Consider the following 20,890-nt stretch of genomic DNA (forward strand, 5'->3'; position numbering starts at 1 on the left):
CGAACACCCGTACTACACCCGTACTGCACCCGTACTGCACCCGCACTCAGATCGCGTACGCGGACTCAGCCCGGCCCCCTCGTCCCCCTGAACGTCATCCGGTAGGCCCCCGGCGACACCCCGAGCCCCGCCTGGAAGTGCTGCCTCAGCGACGCGCCCGTGCCGAAGCCCGCCTCCGTCGCGATGCGGTCGACCGTGCGGTCCGTCTCCTCCAGGAGCTCGCGTGCCCGGTCCACGCGGCGCTGCGTCAGCCACTGCATCGGCGTCAGGCCCGTCTCCTCGCGGAAGCGGCGGCTGAAGGTGCGGACGCTCATGGATTCCTGCCCGGCGAGATCGGCCAGCGTCAGGGGCTCGCCCAGCCGCTCCGCCGCCCACTGCCTGGCCCGGCCCGTCGACGTCAGCCGCGGCTCCGCCACCGGGCGGCGGATGTACTGGGCCTGGCCGCCCTCGCGGTGCGGGGGTACGACGGTGCGGCGGGCCACCTCCGCAGCCACCGCCGCGCCGTGGTCGCCGCGGATCATGTGCAGGCAGAGGTCGATGCCCGCGGCCTCGCCGGCGGAGGTGAGGACCCGGCCCTCGTCGACGTACAGGACGTCCGGATCGACCGTCACGGCGGGGAACGTGCGGGCGAAGAGGTCCGCCGACAGCCAGTGTGTCGTCGCCCTGCGGCCGTCCAGGAGGCCCGCTGCCGCGAGGACGAAGGCGCCGGTGCAGATGGAGGCGATACGGGCGCCGGAGGCGGACCGCAGCGCGTTCGCCAGGGCCGGTGGCAGCTCGCCCGGCACCAGCGACTCGTCCTCCTCGTGCGAGGCGGGGACGATGACCGTGTCCGCCGCTGCCAGCGCCTGGGGGCCGTGCTCGGCGTAGACGGGGAAGTCGGCGTCCGTGCGGATTCTGCCGGGGGCCAGGGCACAGGTCGTCAGGTCGTAGAGGCGCGCGCCCCGCGCCGATCGGGCGTTGCCGAACAGCTGGTGGACCAGGCCCAGTTCCATCGGCAGTACGCCGTCGCGCACGAGCACGGCCACCCGGTGGCCGCCCACGGCTCCCTCTCCGCTCATCCCCGGATCTTCCCACCCGCCTCAGCCGGAAGCCTTCGCCTCCGACAGCGGGCTCGCGATGTCCTCCAGGGACCGCCGTTCCGCCTTGACCGCGAACACCGCCGCGACCAGACCCGCCGCGCACATCAGGCCCGCGCCGATCTGGAAGGCGAGGACCGTGTCGCCGACGACGCCAGACTCCGTCAGCTTGGCGAAGATCAGCGGGCCGCTGATGCCGCCGGCCGCCGTGCCGATGGCGTAGAAGAAGGCGATGGCCATGGCCCGGGTCTCCATGGGGAAGATCTCGGAGACCGTCAGATAGGCGCTGCTCGCGCCCGCCGACGCGAAGAACAGGACCACGCACCAGCAGGCCGTGAGCGTCGCCGCGCTGAGCGAACCGCGGTCGAAGAGCCACGCCGTGCCGAAGAGCAGCACGCCCGACACGATGTACGTCGACGAGATCATGATCCGGCGGCCCACCGTGTCGAAGAGCTTGCCGAGGAAGAGCGGGCCCAGGAAGTTGCCCGCCGCGATGACGGCGAAGTAGTAACCCGTGCTGCCCGAGGGGACGTCGAAGAACTTGGTGAGGATCGCGCCGAAGCCGAAGGTGATCGCGTTGTAGAGGAACGCCTGGCCGATGAAGAGGGACAGGCCGAGCACCGCGCGCTTGGGGTAGTCGCGGAAGACGGTCCTCGCGATGAGGCCGAAGCCGATGCTCTTGCGCTGGTGGATGGTGATCTCGCGCTCGGGCGGTGGCAGGCGTTCGCCCTTCTCCTCCTCGATCTCCCGCTCGACCGACGTGACGAGGGTGTCCGCCTCCTCGCCGCGGCCGTGGATGAACTGCCAGCGCGGGCTCTCCGGGACGTGGCGGCGTACGAGCAGGATCACCAGGCCCAGTACGACGCCGAGGGCGAAGGTGAGCCGCCAGCCGAGGTCCTTGGGGAAGATGCTGGTGTTCAGCATGACGACCGAGAGCAGCGAACCGCCGATCGCGCCCAGCCAGTAGCTGCCGTTGATGATCAGGTCCACGCGCCCGCGGTATTTGGACGGGATGAGTTCGTCGATGGCCGAGTTGATGGCCGCGTACTCGCCGCCGATGCCGAAGCCGGTGAGGAAGCGGAAGAGGAAGAACCACCAGGCGTCGAAGGAGAGCGCGGTGAGGGCGGTGGCGCCGAGGTACACCGCGAGGGTGACCATGAAGAGCTTTTTCCGGCCGTACTTGTCGGTGAGGCGGGCGAAGAAGAGGGCCCCGGCGCAGGCCCCCGCCACGTACAGGGCCGCCGCGGTGCCGGTCACCTGGGCGGAGCTGATGGCCAGGCCGCTGCCCTCCTCGGAGAGGCGGCTCGCGATGTTGCCGACGGTGGTGACTTCCAGGCCGTCGAGGATCCAGACCGTGCCGAGGCCGATCACGATCATCCAGTGCCAGCGGGACCAGGGCAGCCGGTCCAGGCGGGCGGGCACGGCCGTGGTGACGGTGCCGGTCTCGCTGTCGGAGTGCTTCGGGTCGGTGTGCTTTCGGTCCGGGGGCGGCGGCGAGGCGGGCGTGGACGACGCGGTCATGGCGGGCGGCTCCTTCCGCTGCTCCCACGTCGCCGGGCTGCTGCTCCCGCGCCGGCGGATCGCGCTCGCGGCTCGGGCGACGGCTCTCCCTGCGTCGGGAGAGCTCCTCCAGAGTGCCCGGCAAAGGCGCCTTCACGCGCGCTGGAACCGCCAGGAGGCCCCCCTCGGCCGCAGACCCCCGTAACCCCCTTACGCCCCCAGCAGCCGCGACACCGAATAGATCGCGAGCCCCGCCAGCGCCCCCACCACCGTGCCGTTGATCCGGATGAACTGGAGGTCGCGGCCGATGTGCGCCTCGATCTTCTTCGACGTGTGCTCGGCGTCCCAGCCGGCGACCGTGTCGGTGATCAGGGAGGTGATCTCGTCCCTGTACGTCGTCACCACGTACACCGCGGCGCCCTCGACCCAGCCGTCGACCTTCTGCTGCAGCCGTCCGTCCGTCGCCATCCGCGAGCCGAGCGAGAGCAACGCGGCCCGCACCCGCAGCCGGAGCTCGCTGCGCTCGTCCTCGGCGGCGGCCACGATCATCTGGCGCACCGCCGACCAGGCGGAGGCGATCAGGTCCTGCACCTCGCCGCGGCCGAGCACCTCGCGCTTGAGGCGCTCCACACGCTCGCGGGTGTCCGAGTCGGACTGCAGGTCGGCGGCGAAGTCGGCGAGGAAACGGTCGACGGCTCCGCGCGCGGGGTGCTCGGGCATGTCCCGCATCTCGGTGAGGAAGCGCAGCAGTTCCTTGTAGACCCGCTCACCGACCTTCTTGTCGACGAACCGCGGGGTCCAGCCGGGGGCGCCGCCCTGTACGGCGTCCATGACCGACTCGTCGTGCTCGACGAGCCAGTCGTGGGCGCGTACGCAGATCAGGTCGACGACCCGCTTGTGGCCGCCGTCCGCGACGACCTTCTCCAGCATCTTGCCCATGCCGGGGGCGATCTCCTGGGCGTCCGCACGGCGCGTGATGGCTTCGCCCACGACCGCCTGGACGTCGGAGTCGCGCAGGACCGTCAGGGCGCCGCGCAGAGCCGTGGCCAGTTCGGCGGTCACCCGGTCGGCGTGGTCGGGGTCCGCGAGCCAGGTGCCGAGGCGGCTGCCGATGCCCACCGTGCGCAGCCGGCCGCGCACGACATCGGACGAGAGGAAGTTCTCGCCGACGAAGTCGCCTAGGGACGCGCCCAGTTGGTCCTTCTTGTTCGGAATGATCGCCGTGTGCGGGATGGGCAGGCCCAGCGGGTGGCGGAAGAGCGCCGTCACGGCGAACCAGTCGGCGAGCGCGCCGACCATGCCGGCCTCGGCCGCCGCGGCGACGTAGCCCGCCCAGGCACCGGCGCCGGAGTTCTGGGCCCACTTGGCGAGTACGTAGACGAGGGCGACGAAGACGAGGAGGCCCGTCGCGGTGATCTTCATCCGGCGGACGCCGCGGCGCTTCTCCTCGTCGGCGGGGCTGTACGTGAAACCGCCCCCACCGCCGACCGGAGCGGAACCGCCGGAGCCCGCCAGGACGCCGCTTGAAGGGCCGCGCTCACGGGAATGCTGCCCGGAAGCCACCCCTTCGGACGCATCCTCCGGAATTGAACGATTCGTACGTTCCACTCACTCCACCTGACCCGTTCGCGTGGTTCGCGGCGTCCTCATACGTATTGTCCCTGCCGCTCTGCGTCCCTTCCTGACCGACTCCTGGAACGGACCACAAGTTCCCGGCGTCTGAATGGTCGGAGGGGGGCAGTGTCGGCCGCCTCACGGCCCATGACGCATCATGGGGTGATCACATCGGAGCCTCGATCAGGCTCCCCCTGCTCGAGGAGACACAGCCCGCATGACCAAGCGTCACGGTTATGCCCTGCTTGCCGCGGTCCTCGCGGTAATAGTGGTGATTTCCGCCGCCATATACCTCGGTGTATCCACCGACGACGGATCTCAGGACACCATCAGCGCGGGGCCCCGCGGCCCGCGCAACTCCGCGGCGCCCGCCTCGGCCGGCACCTGGGTCGGCTCATGGGCCGCATCCCCCGCGGCGGCCGAACCAAACACGCACCGCAACGGCTTCGCGGGCCGCTCCATCCGCAACGTCGTGCACACCAGCGTCGGCGGCGACAGCGCCCGCATCACCCTGTCGAACCTGTACGGGCAGCAGCCGCTGAGCATCACCCACGCCTCCATCGCCGTCGCCGCGGGGTCGAACAACCCGGCGGCCGCACCGGGCACCCTGCGCCGCCTGGCCTTCAACGGCAACACCTCCGTGGTGATCCCCGCGGGGCAGCAGGTCATGAGCGACGCGGTCCGGCTGCGCGTGCCGCACGACGGCGACCTCCTGGTCTCGACGTACTCGCCGACCCCTTCGGGCCCGGTCACCTTCCACCCGCACGCCCGCCAGGTCAGCTACGTCGCCGAGGGCGACCGCACGGAGGACCCGAACGGCGCCGCGTACACCCAGCAGAGCACCTCCTGGCGCTACCTCTCGGCGGTGGACGTCCTGAGCAACGAGTCGGACGGCACCGTCGTCGTCTTCGGTGACTCGCTCACCGACGGCATCTCCTCCACGATGGGCGCCAACGCGCGCTGGACCGACAACCTGGCCGACCGCCTGCGCGCCGAGTCCGGCGCACCGCGCTACGGCGTCGTGAACGAGGGGATCAGCGGCAACCGCGTCCTCTCGGACGGCAACGGCACACCCGCGGACAACCCGAGCGGCCTCTCGCGCTTCGACCGCGACGTGCTCGACCGGACGGGCGTCAAGGCCGTCGTCGTCGCGCTCGGCGTGAACGACATCCTGCGCAACCCGCACCAGAACAACCCCGACCGCATCGTGGAGGGCCTGCGCGAACTGACGCGCCAGGCGCACACGCGCGGCCTGCGGGTCGTCGGGGCGACCCTGATGCCGTTCGGCGGCCACCGGGGATACGAGCCGGCGCTCGAGAACGTGCGCCAGGCGGTGAACGAGCAGATCCGCGACGGCAAGGTCTTCGACGAGTTCGTCGACTTCGACAAGGCCCTGCGCGACCCGTACGACCCCCGCAAGCTGCGCGGCGCGTACGACTCGGGCGACCACCTGCACCCGAGCGACCTGGGCTACCGCAAGATGGCCGAGACGTTCAACCTGACGCATCTGCGGGGCTCCGCGGCCGCCGAGCTGTAACCCCGCGCCCCGTGCCCGTGGGCGGTGCTAGTCGCCGCTCCCGGGTCCGTAGTCCCCCGGCGCCGGGTGCGAGGAGTCCGACCCGCGGTGGTGCCCTCCGTGGCCCCCACGGCCCTCGTGCCGCCCCCGGTGCCGCTCCCCGCGCTCGAGCTGCGCCGCACGCCGTTCCTCGCGGCGCTCGAGACGCTCGCGACGGCGCTCCTCCTTCAGGCGCTGCTTCTCGATCCTGCGGAGCTTGCGGTCCACGCCGACGCCGCCCATCAGGGCGAAGCCCTTGACGACCACGCGGGGCGAGCCGGGGGTGCCCTCGCCGGTCGCCTTGTCGTCGAAGCCGCCCATGAAGCCGAAGCCCTTGACCAGGACGGTCATCTCGGGCGGCACGATGACCTGCATGCCGCCCATGACGGTCCAGCAGCGGATCTCCACGTCGCGTTCCGTGAAGAGCGCCTCGCGCAGGTCGATCTCGCCGCCGCCCCACATCGCGAACCCGTCGAACTGCCGGCCGACCACCCAGCCGCCCTTGCGGCTGAACCCGCCCCAGAAGGCGAAGCCGAGCTTCGACGACGGCTCACCGCTCACCATCCGCCGTGACCAGTCGATGGCGGCGGGGTCGTCGCTCACCGGGCTCTTCACCATGGACACCTTGACGCCCTCCGCGGGCAGGTCCCGCGTGATCGGCTCCAACTCGCCGTACGTACGCGCCTTGTACGTCGCGTCCAGGCGCTCCTCGAACTCCTCCATGTCCAGGCGGCCCTCGGCCACGGCGTCACGGAGTCGTTCGGCGACGCGTTCACGGTCGGCGTCGGCGGCCCGGAGATCCGGGAGATGAGGCTGCTCGTCGGTCATGTGCAGCAGCCTACGAGGTCGCCTTCTCCGCGTACATCTTGGCGATGACCGCCTCGATGTCGGGTTCCCTGACCGAGAGGTCGACCATCGGATACCGGGCCGCGACCCGGGCGACAAGTGGAGCTGCCGACTCCGCGGCGGGGAAGGCGAGCCACTGCCGCGGACCCTCCACCTTCACCACCCGCGCCGACTCCACTTCGATGGGCGGCAGTTCACGCTCCAGGTCGACGACCAGGGTCCGCTCGCTCTCGCCCACCTCGTGCAGTCCCGCCAGCGGCCCGTCATACATCAGCCGCCCGTGGTCGATGACCATCACCCGCTTGCAGAGCTGCTCGATGTCGGTCAGGTCGTGCGTGGTGAGCAGGACCGTCGTACCCGCCTCCGCGTTCAGGTCCCGCAGGAAACCACGGACCTTGGCCTTGCTGATCACGTCGAGGCCGATCGTCGGCTCGTCCAGGTAGAGCACCTCCGGATCGTGCAGGAGCGCCGCCGCGATGTCGCCCCGCATCCGCTGGCCGAGCGAGAGCTGACGCACGGGGACGTCCAACAGGGCGCCCAGCTCGAGGAGTTCCACGCAACGCTCCAGGTTCTCCTTGAAGCGGGCGTCCGGAATCCGGTACATGCGGTGCATCAGGCGGTACGAGTCGATCAGCGGCAGGTCCCACCACAGCGTGGTGCGCTGCCCGAAGACCACACCGATGCGCCGCGCGAGGCGGGTGCGCTCACGGGAGGGATCGATGCCCGCGACGCGCAGCCGCCCGCCGCTGGGGGTCAGGATGCCTGTCAGCATCTTGATCGTCGTCGACTTGCCGGCGCCGTTCGGCCCGATGTAACCGACCATCTCGCCGCGCGGCACGGTGAAGCTGATGCCGTCGACGGCACGCACCTCGTGCTTCTCGCGCCGCATGAAGCCGGTCTTCTTGCGTACGTCGAAGACCTTCTCGACGCGGTCCAGCTCGATGAGGTCTTTCTCCACGGCGGTTCAGCTCCCTGTGCTGCGGTACGAACGAAGGCCCGTGCGCCAGGCGAGGCCCGCGAGCGCGAGAAGGAGGACGGCCACGAGCGGCGGCGTGAACGCCACCCACGTCGGCAGGTCCAGCGGATAGGGCCGCCCCAGGACGTACAGGGCGGGAATCCAGTTCACGAAGGCCAGCGGCAGGATGAAGGTGACGCCGCGCACCAGGTCCTTGGCGAAGACGGTCGGCGGGAACTGGAGCAGCGTGGTGCCCCCGTACGTGAAGGCGTTCTGCACCTCCGCCGCGTCCTGCGCCACGAACTGGAAGGCCGCGCCCCCGACGAACACGGCCGCGAAGATGCCCGCGCCGCAGAGCAGCATCAGCGGGACCATCAGCGCCTTCAACGGGGTCCATGCGATGTCCAGGACCACCAGTGCGTAGGCGAGGACGAGCGCGCCCTGCAGCAGGCGCCCGACCCTGTGCAGCCCGAAGCGGTCGGCGGCGACCTGCGCGATCACCGGCGCGGGCCGCACCAGGAGCGTGTCGAGGGTGCCGTCACGCACCCGCTTCCCGAGCCGGTCCATGGACCCCAGGGAGAGGTCGGCGAGCCCGAACGCGGTGCACGTGGCGCCGTACAGGAAGGCGATCTCCGACAGCGAGTAGCCGCCGAGCCGGTCCACCTGGGAGAACATCAGCAGGATCGCCGCGAAGTCGAAGGCGGTCACCGCGAAGTTGCCGAACGCGGTCATCACGAAGGACAGCCGGTAGGCCATCAGGGAGCGGATCCACATGGCGGAGATCAGCCGGTAGGCGCGCAACCCGTCCCGCACCTGCGTCAGGCCACCCCTCACACGCGTCAGGTCAGCCACCCTGGACCACCACCCGACGCGTGGCCACGGCCTGAAGCAGCCGCCCGGCCGTGAGGAGCACCGCGGCCCAGCCGATCTGGAAGGCGTACGTCCGCAGCAGGTCCACGCCCGTGTGCTTGCCGAGGAACACGTCGGCGGGCACCTGGAGCAGCGCCGACCAGGGCAGGGCGCGGGCGAACTCGCCGAGCGCGCCGGGGAAGACGTTCAGCGGGAGCAGCATCCCGGAGAAGAAGGTGCCCGCGAGCATCGCCACCTGGGTGGTGCCCGCGCCGTCCATCAGCCAGAACGCGGAGAGCGCCACCAGGAAGCGGATCGCGAAGCTGACCAGGGCGCCGAGGATCACGGCGAGCAGGAAGGCAAGCCAGCGCAGGGGCTCGGTGGGCAGGGCCAGGTCGAAGATGAGCGCGCCGACCACCATCGGCACGATCCCGCGCCCGAGCAGCTGGAACAGGGCACGGCCCAGGTCGGTCGCCAGCCACCAGAGCTGCAGGTCGGCGGGGCGGTACAGGTCGACGGCGATGTCCCCGGTGCGGATCCGCTCGATCAGCTCGCCCTCGAAGCCGCCGCCCATCAGCGCCATCACCGTGAGCAGCGCCTGCCCCAGCCAGACGAACGTCAACGCCTGCGCCTGGTCGTAGCCGCCGAGTCCCGGCCGCTCGTCCCACAGGGCGATGTAGGTGTACGCGAGGATCAGCCCGAAGACCGTGTTGGTGAACACTCCCGCCAGGGTCGCCGTGCGGTAGGTCGCGTACCGTCTGAAGCCTCCCCGGGCGACGGCCGCGTACAAGCGGAACCGTCCTGTACGCACACGCATCCCCTTTAACGAGAGCCTTGACGAATTTGCGAGAGCCTTGACCGAAGCCCTGCCCCGGCCTGGGCCAAAGGGACGGAGCCTAGTGCGGGCGTCATCGCTCGTGCCAGGCATTTTCCGCACGCGGCGCGTGCCTGGCGGGGAACGCATGAAGCGACAGTGTGCAATGGGTCGTACGAGGCGTACGTGACGTACGACGCGAACCGGGAGTTCCACGAGACATGAGCAGCGACGAGCCGCAGCAGCAGGGCGCCAAGAAACCCGAGGGATGGGCGCCCCGCGAACCCGTGGACACCCCGGCCGCCACACCGGACGACGCCCCGGCCGCCACGCCGTCCGACACATCGGAGGCGCCGGACGCCGAAGGCACCGGCAACAAGGGCAAGAAGAAGCGCCCCAAGCGCAAGGGCTGGCGGCGCATCTTCCCCACCTGGCGCATGGTGCTCGGCGGTTTCATCCTGCTGATCCTGCTCTGCGTCGGCGGCTTCGTCGCGGGCTACATGATCGTCGAGATCCCGCCCGCCAACGCGGCGGCCACCGCGCAGAGCAACGTCTACCTCTACGCCGACGGCAGCCAACTGGCCCGCGACGGCGAGGTCAACCGCGAGAACGTCCCGCTGAGCCAGATCCCCAAGGAAGTCCAGCACGCCGCGCTCGCCGCCGAGGACCGGGACTTCTACAGCGAGTCGGCGGTCGACCCCAAGGCGATGATCCGCGCCGCCTACAACACCGTCACCGGCAAGGGCAAGCAGTCCGGTTCGACGATCACCCAGCAGTACGTCAAGAACTACTACCTCGGCCAGGAACAGACGGTCACCCGCAAGGCCAAGGAGTTCTTCATCTCCATCAAGCTGGACCGCGAGGTGAGCAAGGACGAGATCCTCGCCGGGTATCTGAACACCAGCTACTTCGGGCGCAACGCGTACGGCGTCCAGGCCGCGGCCCAGGCTTACTTCGGCGAGGACGTCAAGGACCTGGACACCGCGCAGGGCGCCTACCTCGCGACGCTCCTCAACTCCCCCAACGCCTACGACGTGGCGACCCACCCGGAGAACAAGAAGCGCGCCGAGGGCCGCTGGAACTACGTCCTGGACGGCATGGTCAAGGAGGGCTGGCTCAGCGCCGCCGAACGGGCGAAGACCAAGTTCCCCGTCCCGAAGGAGGCCAAGGGGGCGTCCGGTCTCTCCGGCCAGCGCGGCTACCTCGTGCAGGCCGTCGAGGACTACCTGACGTCCCACGACATCGTCGACGAGGACACCCTGGCCAAGGGCGGCTACCGCATCACCACCACCCTCCAGAAGGACCGCCAGGACGCCTTCAAGGAGGCCGTCGACGACCAGGTGATGTCCAAGGTCGACAAGAAGGCCCGCAAGGTCGACCGCAACGTACGCGCGGGCGGCGCCTCGATCGACCCCAAGACCGGCAAGGTCGTCGCGATGTACGGCGGCATCGACTACACCAAGCAGTACGTCAACAACGCCACGCGCCGCGACTACCAAGTGGGCTCCACCTTCAAGCCGTTCGTCTTCACCTCGGCCGTGGAGAACGGCTCGGTCACCCAGGACGGCCTCCCCATCACCCCCAACACCATCTACGACGGCACCAACAAGCGTCCCGTGCAGGGCTGGGACGGCGGGGCGTACGCCCCCGAGAACGAGGACGACGTCGACTACGGCGACATCACCGTCAGGACCGCCACCGACAAGTCCGTCAACTCCGTGTACGCGCAGATGGCCGTCGACGTCGGCTCGGACAAGGTCAAGGACACCGCCGTCGCCCTCGGCATCCCGGAGAGCACCCCTGACCTGACCGCGTCCCCCTCCATCGCGCTCGGCCCGTCCACGGCGTCCGTACTGGACATGACGGAGGCGTACGCGACGCTCGCCAACCACGGCAAGCACCCCACGTACACGATGGTCGAGAAGGTCACCAAGGGCGGCCAGCAGCTCGAACTGCCCGAGCAGACGACCGCGCAGGCCGTCAGCCGCGAGGCCGCCGACACCACCACCTCGATCCTGCGGAGCGTCGTCGAGGGCGGCACCGGCACGGCGGCCCAGGCCGCGGGCCGCCCCGCGGTCGGCAAGACCGGCACCGCGGAGGAGGACAAGGCGGCCTGGTTCGCGGGCTACACCCCCGAACTCGCCACCGTGGTCTCCGTGATGGGCCAGAACCCCGACACCGGCGCGCACACCCCGCTGTACGGGGCGCTCGGCCAGGCCCGCATCAACGGCGGCGGCTACCCCGCGCAGATCTGGGCGCAGTTCACCAGGGACGCCCTGGAGGGCGAGCCGGTGCGGGACTTCGACCTGGAGCTCGAGGAGGGCGCCGACGTGCCGCCGGTCCCGGACCCCACGGACGCCGAGGAGGACCCGGCCACCGGCGGAGCCGCCACAGGCGGTGACGACGGGACCCAGGGGCAGGACCAGGGCCAGACACAAGGCCAGGACGGAGGCCAGACACCGGGCCAGGACCAAGGGCAGACCGAGGGCCAGGACCAGGGCCAGACACAAGGCCAGGACCAAGGGCAGACGCAGGGCGGTCCGACGGACGGCGGCACCACCGACGGCTCGACGGCCGACGGCGGTGCCACCGCCGACGGAGGCGCCGTCCAGGGCGGCCAGACCGACGGCTCCACCGCGGACGGCGGAACAGGCGCCGACGAAGGGGCCCTGGGCGGCGGCCTCACGGAAGGCACGGCGGCCAGAAGGAAGGGCGAGGGCAGCCCGGCGTATTACTACTACTAGAGCCCGGAGAGCCCGGAGAGCCCACGCCCCGCGGGCTAGTGCCCCGAGGTCGCCTTCAGGCCCACGACGGCGACCAGCAGCAGCACCACGAAGAAGATCCGGGCGGCGGTGGCCGGCTCACCGAGCACCATCATCCCGACCACCGCCGCACCGGCAGCACCGATGCCGACCCACACGCCGTACGCCGTACCGATCGGCAGCGTCTTGGCGGCGTGCGACAGCAGCATCATGCTCGCGACGATCCCGAGGCCGGTGAACACGCTCGGCCACAGCCGCGTGAACCCCTCGGTGAACTTCATCCCGATCGACCAGCCCACTTCGAGCAGACCGGCGACGATCAACAGAACCCAGGCCACGACGGCACCTCCGACACGTGAGACGCGAGATCGCGTCACTTGAATGGGGGTGCGTCGTCTTTGCGGAAACCCGGTACGGCGCGTCTCGTCGGGGTCCCTCCAAGGTAGCAAAGGACACGCGTAAGGGGCTGGTGACCATGGTCACCAGCCCCTTACACACAGTTGCGGACCGCTACAGATAAAGCCCCGTCGAATCCTCGGAGCCCTCGAACCGGTCGGCGGCCACGGCATGCAGATCGCGCTCGCGCATCAGCACGTACGCCACGCCCCGCACCTCCACCTCGGCCCGGTCCTCCGGGTCGTACAGCACCCGGTCACCCGGCTCCACCGCCCGGACGTTCTGCCCCACGGCGACGACCTCCGCCCACGCGAGACGCCTGCCGACTGCGGCGGTCGCGGGAATCAGGATGCCGCCGCCGGACCTGCGCTCACCCTCGGCGGTGTCCTGCCGCACGAGCACACGGTCGTGCAGCATCCGGATGGGCAGCTTGTCGTCGTGGGGGCTGTGTCCCCGGCTCTTGGCGCTCACGCCCCGAACCTACCTGCCGAAGGACCGCACGGACGATGCCGGGTCAGCCCCTGCGGCGCCGCGTGCTCACCGCGAGCATCCCCACGAGACCCACGACCACCAGCGCCACCGGCACGATGCGCTCCAGACGCGGCGCACCGTCCTCGTGCACCAGCTGGGCCCGCACATCGGACACCACGCGGTTCGCACCCACGTACGCCCGCCCGAGGGAGTTGTCCACACTGGCGACGACCTTGGCCTTCGCGTCACCCACGATCGTCTTCGGGTGAACCCGCACCCCGATCTCGTCGAGCGTCTCGGCGAGCGTCACGCGACGGCGCTTGATGTCCGCCTCGATCTGCGCCGGGGTCCTGATATCCGACGTGTCCGACACCGCGCTGCCTCCGTGGTCGTGTCCGGCTGTCTGATCCTTCAGTACGTCTCGCCGACAGTCTGTCAGTTCCACGCGCACCGCACCCCACGGCACCCCTATTACGCTCGACTCCGTCACCACCCGTTTCACGAACATCCTGTTACGAGCACCCTGCGCGAGGAGACCGAAGATGAGCGAGCGACTCACCCCCGGCGACACGGCCCCGGCCTTCACCCTGCCGGACGCGGACGGCAACGAGGTCTCCCTTGCCGACCACAAGGGCCGCAAGGTCATCGTCTACTTCTACCCGGCCGCCCTCACCCCCGGCTGCACCAAGCAGGCCTGCGACTTCACGGACAACCTCGACGCCCTCGCCACCGCGGGCTACGACGTCATCGGCGTGTCGCCGGACAAGCCGGAGAAGCTGGCGAAGTTCCGCGAGCAGGAGAACCTCAAGGTCACGCTCGTCGGCGACCCCTCCAAGGAGACCCTGGAGGCCTACGGCGCCTTCGGCGAGAAGAAGCTGTACGGCAAGACCGTGACCGGCGTCATCCGCTCCACGGTCGTCGTCGACGAGACCGGCAAGGTCGAGCACGCCTTCTACAACGTCAAGGCGACGGGCCACGTGGCCAAGATCATCAAGGACCTGGGCATCTGACCTGGGCATCTGACCTGCGCCCCCTCCACCCGGACAACTGTGACGAACGCCCCCTTCAAGGGGGCGTTCGTTTGCGTCGGCCAACTTCGAGCAAGTGATCCAAGGAGGATTGTTCGCAGAACGGAAGGACTACCCATGGCGGCCCACGACGAGGCACCGGCCGACGCCGATGCGGTCAAGCGGCACCGCAACCTGTTCCGGGCCGCCAAACGGCGCAAAGACCCCCCGCTGCGCCGCACCGACATCACGGTCACGGACGAGGCCGCGGTCAAACGAGCGGTCAAGGCCGCCTCGCTCGGCAACGCCATGGAATGGTTCGACTTCGGCATCTACAGCTACCTCGCCGTCACCATCGGCCACGTCTTCTTCCCTTCCGGGAACGACACGGTCCAGCTGATCTCGTCGTTCGCGACCTTCGCGGTGTCCTTCCTCGTACGCCCCATCGGCGGCATGGTCTTCGGCCCGATGGGCGACAAGATCGGCCGCAAGAAGGTCCTCGCACTGACGATGATCCTCATGGCCATCGGCACCCTCGCCATCGGCCTGATCCCGTCCTACGCCACCATCGGCTTCTGGGCCCCGGTCCTGCTGATCTTCTTCCGCCTCGTCCAGGGCTTCTCGACCGGCGGTGAGTACGGCGGCGCGTCCACCTTCATCGCCGAGTACGCCCCCGACAAGCGCCGCGGCTTCTTCGGCAGCTTCCTGGAGATGGGCACCCTGGCCGGCTACACCGGCGCCGCCGGCCTCGTCCTCATCCTCAACAGCGCGCTCGGCGCGGACACCATGGAGCAGTGGGGCTGGCGCGTCCCCTTCCTCGTCGCGGGACCGCTCGGCCTCGTCGGCCTCTACCTGCGGCTGAAGCTCGACGAGACACCCGCGTTCCAGAAGATGGAGGACGCCACCTTCCACGCGGCCTCCGAAGGCGCGTCCACCGTCGAGACGACGGCCAAGGGCGACCTCGCCAAGATCTTCCGTGAGCACTGGGCGACGCTGATCCTCTGCATCGCACTCGTCGGCGCGTACAACGTCACCGACTACATGCTCCTGTCGTACATGCCGACGTACCTCTCCGACGAACTCGGCTACGACGACTCGCACGGCCTGCTGATCCTCATCGGCACCATGATCGTCCTGATGCTGCTCATCACCCAGGTCGGCAAGCTGTCCGACCGCTTCGGCCGCAAGCCGCTCCTGATGACGGGCATGGTCAGCTTCTTCGTCATCTCCATCCCGGCGTTCCTCCTGATCAAGCAGGGCAGCCTGATCGCGGTCTCCGGCGGCATGCTCCTCCTGGGCCTCTCCCTGCTCTGCCTCCTGGGCACGATGTCGGCGACGCTCCCGGCCCTGTTCCCCACCTCGGTCCGCTACGGCTCCCTGTCGGTGGGCTACAACATCTCCGCCTCCCTCTTCGGCGGCACGGCCCCCCTGGTCATCACGTCCCTGATCAGCGTCACGGGCACGGACATGGTCCCGGCGTACTACTCGATGGCGGCGGCGCTGGTGGGCATCATCGCGGTGTCCTGCATGAAGGAAACAGCCCAGAAGCCGCTGTCGGGCTCCCCGCCGTCGGTGGGCACGAAGGAGGAGGCAGCGGAAATGGTCGAGGCGGCGGCCCCGACTCCCCGCTTCTGACCCCCGCCCCTCCCGCCGCCGCAACGGCCCGCCCCCTCTCGCAAGTGGGGCGGGCCGTTCCGCATTCCGGACGTAACTGTCCGATTGTCGGTTCGTTAGGCCGTACGAGACTGCGACGTGCGGTCGGAACGGGAGGGGAATGATGCCGGACCCGTACAGCAGGGATCGGTTGACACCGGTCGTCGCCGAGGCCCGCAATTGGACTGACCTGATGCGGCGCCTCGGCCTCAGGCCGAGCGGAGGACAACGGCGCGTGCTGCAGGAAAGGGTGGCCCGGCACGGACTCGATACGAGCCACTTCGCCCAGCGCAGCCCATGGCGCAAGTATCCGGACGCCGCGATTGCCGACGCCGCCGTGTCGTCGTCCTCGCTTCGCGAGGTGGCACTCAAGTTGGGCGCCGCACCAGCCACCGGGACGCTCTCGCACATCCGCCGCCGCATCGGCGCCGCCGGCATCGACATCAGCCACTTCCCCGGCATCGACCGACCCGAACTGGACCTTCCCTTCACCGCCGAGGAACTGCGGGCAGCGGCCGCGGCAGCGAGCAGCGTGCGCGGCGTGGCCCGCGCATTGGGGATACCTGACGACAGCCGCTCGCGCGCAGCGTTGGCCCGCATGCTGCGCGTTGAGGGCATCGACATCGGGCACTTCTCCCACCAGCGTCCGTCGATCCCGGAGGAACAACTCCGCGACCTGGTACGAAGCTGCGACAGCTACGCCGATGTGATGCGGGGCCTCGGCATGGAGGTCGACGACACGAACCACCGCCGCGTTCGGCGCGCGGCAGCACGCTTCGGCCTCGACACCAGCCACTTCAAGCGCCGGGCCTGGGGACAGCCGGAGCGTCCCGCACCCCCACCCATCGCTCAGCGGGTACTGGTCGTGCTGCCGGATCACGCCGGACGGACCAACAGGACTCAGCTCCACCGAGCCCTGACCGAGATCGGGTTGCCGTACGTGTGTGTCGGGTGTGGCAGCACCGGTGAATGGCTCGGGCGCCCGATCACCCTGCAGATCGACCATGTCAACGGGAACTGGCGCGACAACCGGCGGGAGAACCTTCGGTACCTGTGCCCTAACTGCCATGCGCTGACGGAGACGTGGTGTCGGCAGAAGGGGAGGACGCCGCTCGCCGGATAGCCGTCGCCCCTCGTACACTTACAGCCGCCCGTCACAGCTGACGACGGGCGGCTAGCGGCGGTGGCGCAGTGGCGACGCAGCAGACTTAGGATCTGTGGCCCTTGATCGGGCTTGAGGGTTCGAATCCCTTCCGCCGCACGTAAATGGCCTGCGAATCAGAGGTTTGATCGCAGGCCATTTCCATGCGCCACTCAGCCCAACAGCTCCCGCACCACCGGCACCAGCCCCCGGAACGCCTTGCCGCGGTGGCTGATCGCGTTCTTCTCCTCGGGGGAGAGTTCCGCGCAGGTCCGGGACTCCCCCTCCGGCTGGAGGATCGGGTCGTAGCCGAAGCCGCCCGAGCCCGACGGGGTGTGGCGGAGGATGCCGCGGAGTTGGCCCTCCACCACCCGCTCCGTGCCGTCCGGCAGGGCGAGCGCAGCTGCGCAGGCGAAGTGGGCGCCCCGGTGGGTGTCAGCGTCGATGTCGCCCAACTGGGCAAGCAAAAGCTGCAGGTTCGCGGCGTCGTCGCCGTGCTTGCCCGCCCAGCGGGCGGAGAAGATGCCGGGGGCTCCGCCGAGGACGTCGACGCAGAGGCCGGAGTCGTCGGCGACGGCGGGGAGGCCGGTGGCCTTGGCGAGGGCGTGGGCCTTGAGGAGGGCGTTCTCGGCGAAGGTGACGCCGGTTTCCCTGACGTCGGGGATCTCGGGGTAGGCGTCCGCGCCGACGAGGTCGTGGGTGAGGCCTGCGTCGGCGAGGATCGCCCTGAGTTCCGTGATCTTGCCGGCGTTGCGGGTGGCGAGGATGAGGCGGGTCATGGCGACCAGTATCGACCAGTGACCCGGCCCTCGGACGCTACGGGGTGCTACGGGGTGCTACGGGGTGCAGACCTTCGTCAGTTCGCTCGTCGCGTCCACGATCGGCTTGAGGTCAGGGGTGGTGTCGCCGTTGTTGATGGAGTCGCGGACGTTGCCGACGGCCTTGTCGAGGTCGTCGACGGCCTTGTTCACGTCGGTGTTGTCGGTCTTGTCGCCGATCTCGTCGATGTTCTTGTCGATCTTGTCGAGTGCCTCGTCGGCCTGCGTGGGGTCGTCGCCGGCCTTTTCGAGGGCCTGCTGCAGGTCGGTGACGCTGTCGGCGATGGCGTCGGCGGTCTGGACGCAGTCGAGGGCCTTGTTGACGGCGTCGCAACCGACAAGGCCGATGCCCGCCGGTACGGCGATCAGAAGTGCGGTGATGGCGGTGGCTGTACGGCGGTGACGCGCGGCCATGCTTGGGTCCCTCCCCGGGTGCTGTACGGGCGCACGGCTTTGCCCGTGCGCCCGTATCCGTAAGAACGCTTGGGGAGGGCTTGATGGTTGCTTGCCGGGCCGTCCGGTTGGCGGCCTCGGCGGCCCGGCGGCCGTCCGTCCTACTTGGTCGCTTCGAGTGCCTCGCGCTGGAACGCGGCCAGGTCCTCGCAGCCGCCGACCGCGAGGTCGAGCAGTGCGTTGAGTTCCTTGCGGTCGAAGGGCTCGGCCTCGGCGGTGCCCTGGACCTCGACGAAGCGGCCGTCGCCGGTGCAGACGACGTTCATGTCGGTGTCGGCCTTGACGTCTTCCTCGTAGCGCAGGTCGAGGAGGGGTACGCCGCCGACGATGCCGACGGAGACGGCGGAGACGGTGTCGGTGAGGGGCTTGCGGCCGGCCTTGATGAGCTTCTTGCCCTGGGCCCAGGCGACGGCGTCGGCGAGGGCGACGTAGGCGCCGGTGATGGCGGCGGTGCGGGTGCCGCCGTCGGCCTGGAGGACGTCGCAGTCGAGGACGATGGTGTTCTCGCCGAGCGCCTTGTAGTCGATGACGGCGCGCAGTGAACGTCCGATGAGGCGGGAGATCTCGTGGGTGCGGCCGCCGATCTTGCCGCGTACGGATTCGCGGTCGCCGCGGGTGTTGGTGGAGCGCGGGAGCATCGAGTACTCGGCGGTGACCCAGCCTTCGCCGCTGCCCTTGCGCCAGCGGGGGACGCCTTCGGTGACGGAGGCGGTGCAGAAGACCTTGGTGTCGCCGAAGGAGATGAGGACGGAGCCCTCGGCGTGCTTGCTCCAGCCGCGCTCGATGGTGATCGGGCGGAGCTGTTCGGGGGTGCGGCCGTCGATTCGAGACATGGCGTCGAGCCTAGCCTTTGGGCGGAGCTCGGAGTGACGCGGGAAGTACGCGCGTAGGGCCCCGCCCGGATGTTCCGGACGGGGCCCTGTTGCGGTGAGTTCAGCTCACATCATGTCTTCGATGTCGGCGGCGATGGGGTCGGCGTCGGTGCCGATGACGACCTGGATCGCGGTGCCCATCTTGACGACTCCGTGGGCGCCTGCGGCCTTCAGCGCGGCGTCGTCGACGAGGCTCGGGTCGTGGACCTCGGTGCGGAGGCGGGTGATGCAGCCCTCGACCTCTTCGATGTTCTCGATGCCGCCGAGCCCGGCGACGATCTTCTCAGCCTTGCTGGCCATGGTGTTCTCCCTGTTCTCAAAGGACGCGGCCTCACCACACCGTAGGTCCGCTTTGTCACGGTAACGCACGGTTGGAGCATCTTCGCGGGCGGCTACGGCACTCGTACCCAATGATGGCGATCAAGGTGCCACCCCCGCGCATTCCCGCCGGGACGGCACCGCACTCGTTCCGCAACTGGTCTACACCAGTTTTCAACTCCCGCCAAACCTGGCTTGTTCCGGAGGGGACGCCGATGAGCACGGACGCAGCAGCGGTGCCACAGAAGAAGTGGTGGAACGGCCTGTTCCAGGGCCTCCAGAAGATGGGCCGCAGCCTCCAGCTGCCCATCGCCGTACTCCCCGCCGCCGGCATCCTCAACCGTCTCGGACAGCCGGACGTCTTCGGCGCGGACGGCCTCGGCTGGGACAACGTCGCCAAGGTCTTCGCGGCGGCGGGTGGTTCCCTCCTGGACTCCACGCTCGGCCTGCCCCTGCTGTTCTGCATCGGTGTCGCGATCGGCATGGCCAAGAAGTCGGACGGCTCCACGGCGCTCGCCGCGGTGGTGGGCTTCCTCGTGTACTACGCGGTGCTCCGCGCCTTCCCCGACGACTGCCCCGCGGACACCACGTTCGGCGCCGCGGGCATGTGGAGCGGGGTCTGCATCGCGGAGGACGGGACACCCGCGCAGGCCGCGTACCAGAATCCAGGGGTCTTCGGCGGCATCGTGATGGGTCTGCTGGCCGCGTGGTTCTGGCAGCGCTATCACCGCGTGAAGCTGGTCGACTGGCTGGGCTTCTTCAACGGCCGCCGTCTGGTGCCGATCATCATGGCCTTCGTCGGGCTTGTCTTCGCCGGGCTGTGCGTGTGGATCTGGCCGCCCATCGGTGACGCGCTGACCAGCTTCTCCAAGTGGCTCGTGGACCTGGGCTGGCTGGGCTCGGGCATCTTCGGCGTGGCCAACCGCGCGCTGCTCACGATCGGCCTGCACCAGTTCCTGAACACGTTCGTCTGGTTCCAGTTCGGTGACTACGAGAAGCCCGACGGCACGATGGTCCACGGTGACATCAACCGGTTCCTCGCGGGCGACCCGACGGCCGGTCAGTTCACCTCGGGCTTCTTCCCGATCATGATGTTCGCGCTGCCGGCCGCGGCCCTGGCGATCACGCACGCGGCCCGGCCCGAACGCCGCAAGGTGGTCGGCGGCCTGATGCTGTCGGTCGGCCTGACGTCGTTCGTCACCGGCATCACCGAACCGATCGAGTACTCGTTCCTCTTCATCGCGCCCGCGCTGTACGCGATCCACGCGGTGCTCACCGGTGTCTCGATGGCGGTGACGTGGGCGCTGGGGGTCAAGGACGGCTTCAGCTTCTCGGCGGGTCTCATCGACTACGTCATCAACTGGAGTCTGGCGACCAAACCCTGGCTGATCATTCCCATCGGGCTCGTCTTCGCCGTCGTGTACTACGTCCTGTTCAGCTTCGTGATCCGCAAGTTCGACCTGCATACGCCGGGACGAGAGCCGGAGGAGGAAGCGGAAGCACAGGACGCGGAGCAGACGAAGGCTTAGCCGCTGGCAGGGCCGTCGCCGCGGCCCGCTCCATCGCCTCACCGGAAGGCCCCAGGACCCTTTGACCCTGGGGCCTTTCGGCGTTAATTTCGCGTTATGGCGGACCCCACAAAACTCGTGGGTTCCTTACGTCACCTTCACCGTGCTACAACAGGTCTACACCACTAATGGTGTAGACCACGCGGCCGTCCGCCGCGACCCCCGGAGACGCCGCCGTCACCCACTTCCCTGTCCCCAGGCGGCGCCTTGCCCACTGGAGGA

Annotated in this window: 20 protein-coding genes, 1 tRNA gene and 1 riboswitch; of the genes, 7 read left to right on the plus strand and 14 right to left on the minus strand. The window is 69.4% G+C overall.

The features are described 5' to 3' along the window. Positions 1-65 precede the first annotated feature (65 nt). The 3 genes from ACWD02_RS03750 to ACWD02_RS03760 all read right to left on the minus strand — a co-directional run bounded on the left by ACWD02_RS03750 (position 66) and on the right by ACWD02_RS03760 (position 3,998). Complete coding sequence (locus tag ACWD02_RS03750) at positions 66-1,058, minus strand: GlxA family transcriptional regulator (protein WP_451204057.1); 993 nt, start codon at positions 1,056-1,058, stop codon at positions 66-68. A gap of 21 nt (positions 1,059-1,079) precedes the next feature. Continuing rightward, complete coding sequence (locus ACWD02_RS03755) at positions 1,080-2,597, minus strand: MFS transporter (RefSeq protein WP_451204059.1); 1,518 nt, start codon at positions 2,595-2,597, stop codon at positions 1,080-1,082. Positions 2,598-2,786: 189 nt separating this feature from the next. Next, positions 2,787-3,998, minus strand: a complete 1,212-nt coding sequence (locus ACWD02_RS03760) for a DUF445 domain-containing protein (RefSeq protein WP_451204387.1) — start codon at positions 3,996-3,998, stop codon at positions 2,787-2,789. 409 nt (positions 3,999-4,407) lie between these two features. Here ACWD02_RS03760 and ACWD02_RS03765 point away from each other — a divergent pair, with 409 nt between their 5' ends. Beyond that, on the plus strand, positions 4,408-5,727 hold the full coding sequence (locus tag ACWD02_RS03765; protein ID WP_451204061.1) for an SGNH/GDSL hydrolase family protein: 1,320 nt from the start codon (positions 4,408-4,410) through the stop codon (positions 5,725-5,727). 27 nt (positions 5,728-5,754) lie between these two features. Here ACWD02_RS03765 and ACWD02_RS03770 read toward each other — a convergent pair whose 3' ends face one another. From ACWD02_RS03770 to ACWD02_RS03785, 4 genes are read right to left on the minus strand one after another with little or no spacing between them, the layout of a single operon-like run. Beyond that, positions 5,755-6,573 (minus strand): DUF1707 SHOCT-like domain-containing protein, encoded by an 819-nt coding sequence (locus ACWD02_RS03770; protein ID WP_451204063.1) that lies wholly within the window; start codon positions 6,571-6,573, stop codon positions 5,755-5,757. A gap of 10 nt (positions 6,574-6,583) precedes the next feature. Then, positions 6,584-7,549 carry an ABC transporter ATP-binding protein gene (locus ACWD02_RS03775; RefSeq protein ID WP_363211416.1) on the minus strand — a complete coding sequence of 322 codons (966 nt, stop codon included), beginning with the start codon at positions 7,547-7,549 and terminating at the stop codon, positions 6,584-6,586. Positions 7,550-7,555: 6 nt separating this feature from the next. Beyond that, on the minus strand, positions 7,556-8,398 hold the full coding sequence (locus ACWD02_RS03780; RefSeq protein WP_451204066.1) for an ABC transporter permease: 843 nt from the start codon (positions 8,396-8,398) through the stop codon (positions 7,556-7,558). Further along, entirely contained in the window at positions 8,391-9,212 is an 822-nt protein-coding gene (locus tag ACWD02_RS03785; protein WP_451204068.1) for an ABC transporter permease, read from the minus strand. The genes ACWD02_RS03780 and ACWD02_RS03785 overlap by 8 nt, the downstream gene beginning before the upstream one ends. A 218-nt stretch (positions 9,213-9,430) precedes the next feature. Between ACWD02_RS03785 and ACWD02_RS03790 the strand changes: the two genes are divergently transcribed. Continuing rightward, a complete protein-coding gene (locus ACWD02_RS03790; protein WP_451204070.1) occupies positions 9,431-11,953 on the plus strand; it encodes a transglycosylase domain-containing protein in 2,523 nt (840 codons plus the stop codon). Between the two features lie 35 nt (positions 11,954-11,988). Here the strand turns inward: ACWD02_RS03790 and ACWD02_RS03795 are convergent, their stop codons facing one another. From ACWD02_RS03795 to ACWD02_RS03805, 3 genes are all read right to left on the minus strand, one after another. Beyond that, entirely contained in the window at positions 11,989-12,309 is a 321-nt protein-coding gene (locus ACWD02_RS03795; RefSeq protein WP_160505255.1) for a DMT family transporter, read from the minus strand. Positions 12,310-12,357: 48 nt separating this feature from the next. After that, positions 12,358-12,428, minus strand: a riboswitch (guanidine-III (ykkC-III) riboswitch). 53 nt (positions 12,429-12,481) lie between these two features. Continuing rightward, complete coding sequence (locus tag ACWD02_RS03800) at positions 12,482-12,838, minus strand: GroES family chaperonin (protein WP_363211420.1); 357 nt, start codon at positions 12,836-12,838, stop codon at positions 12,482-12,484. A gap of 43 nt (positions 12,839-12,881) precedes the next feature. Beyond that, positions 12,882-13,211: a DUF3618 domain-containing protein gene (locus tag ACWD02_RS03805; protein ID WP_451204072.1), complete on the minus strand. Its 330-nt coding sequence runs from the start codon at positions 13,209-13,211 to the stop codon at positions 12,882-12,884. 169 nt (positions 13,212-13,380) lie between these two features. Here ACWD02_RS03805 and bcp point away from each other — a divergent pair, with 169 nt between their 5' ends. The 4 genes from bcp to ACWD02_RS03825 all read left to right on the plus strand — a co-directional run bounded on the left by bcp (position 13,381) and on the right by ACWD02_RS03825 (position 16,759). Beyond that, a complete protein-coding gene (bcp, locus tag ACWD02_RS03810; protein ID WP_451204075.1) occupies positions 13,381-13,848 on the plus strand; it encodes a thioredoxin-dependent thiol peroxidase in 468 nt (155 codons plus the stop codon). Positions 13,849-13,983: 135 nt separating this feature from the next. Beyond that, a complete protein-coding gene (gene proP, locus ACWD02_RS03815) occupies positions 13,984-15,480 on the plus strand; it encodes a glycine betaine/L-proline transporter ProP (RefSeq protein ID WP_451204077.1) in 1,497 nt (498 codons plus the stop codon). 253 nt (positions 15,481-15,733) lie between these two features. Then, a complete protein-coding gene (locus ACWD02_RS03820) occupies positions 15,734-16,621 on the plus strand; it encodes an HNH endonuclease (protein ID WP_451204079.1) in 888 nt (295 codons plus the stop codon). Between the two features lie 54 nt (positions 16,622-16,675). Continuing rightward, positions 16,676-16,759: transfer RNA gene (locus tag ACWD02_RS03825), tRNA-Leu, on the plus strand. A gap of 53 nt (positions 16,760-16,812) precedes the next feature. On the opposite strand, the gene rdgB is transcribed toward ACWD02_RS03825, so the two are convergent. The 4 genes from rdgB to ACWD02_RS03845 form a co-directional block, all read right to left on the minus strand. Beyond that, positions 16,813-17,418 (minus strand): RdgB/HAM1 family non-canonical purine NTP pyrophosphatase, encoded by a 606-nt coding sequence (gene rdgB / locus ACWD02_RS03830; protein WP_451204081.1) that lies wholly within the window; start codon positions 17,416-17,418, stop codon positions 16,813-16,815. 57 nt (positions 17,419-17,475) lie between these two features. Beyond that, on the minus strand, positions 17,476-17,871 hold the full coding sequence (locus tag ACWD02_RS03835) for a hypothetical protein (protein WP_451204083.1): 396 nt from the start codon (positions 17,869-17,871) through the stop codon (positions 17,476-17,478). Between the two features lie 140 nt (positions 17,872-18,011). Further along, positions 18,012-18,743, minus strand: coding sequence for a ribonuclease PH (rph, locus tag ACWD02_RS03840; protein ID WP_451204085.1), 732 nt, complete (start codon positions 18,741-18,743; stop codon positions 18,012-18,014). A 105-nt stretch (positions 18,744-18,848) separates the two neighbouring features. Then, on the minus strand, positions 18,849-19,082 hold the full coding sequence (locus tag ACWD02_RS03845; protein ID WP_409057923.1) for a glucose PTS transporter subunit EIIB: 234 nt from the start codon (positions 19,080-19,082) through the stop codon (positions 18,849-18,851). A gap of 233 nt (positions 19,083-19,315) precedes the next feature. Between ACWD02_RS03845 and ACWD02_RS03850 the strand changes: the two genes are divergently transcribed. Then, on the plus strand, positions 19,316-20,629 hold the full coding sequence (locus ACWD02_RS03850; protein ID WP_451204087.1) for a PTS transporter subunit EIIC: 1,314 nt from the start codon (positions 19,316-19,318) through the stop codon (positions 20,627-20,629). The last annotated feature ends 261 nt before the right edge of the window (positions 20,630-20,890 follow it).

The organism is Streptomyces sp. NPDC002853, from assembly GCF_053591915.1.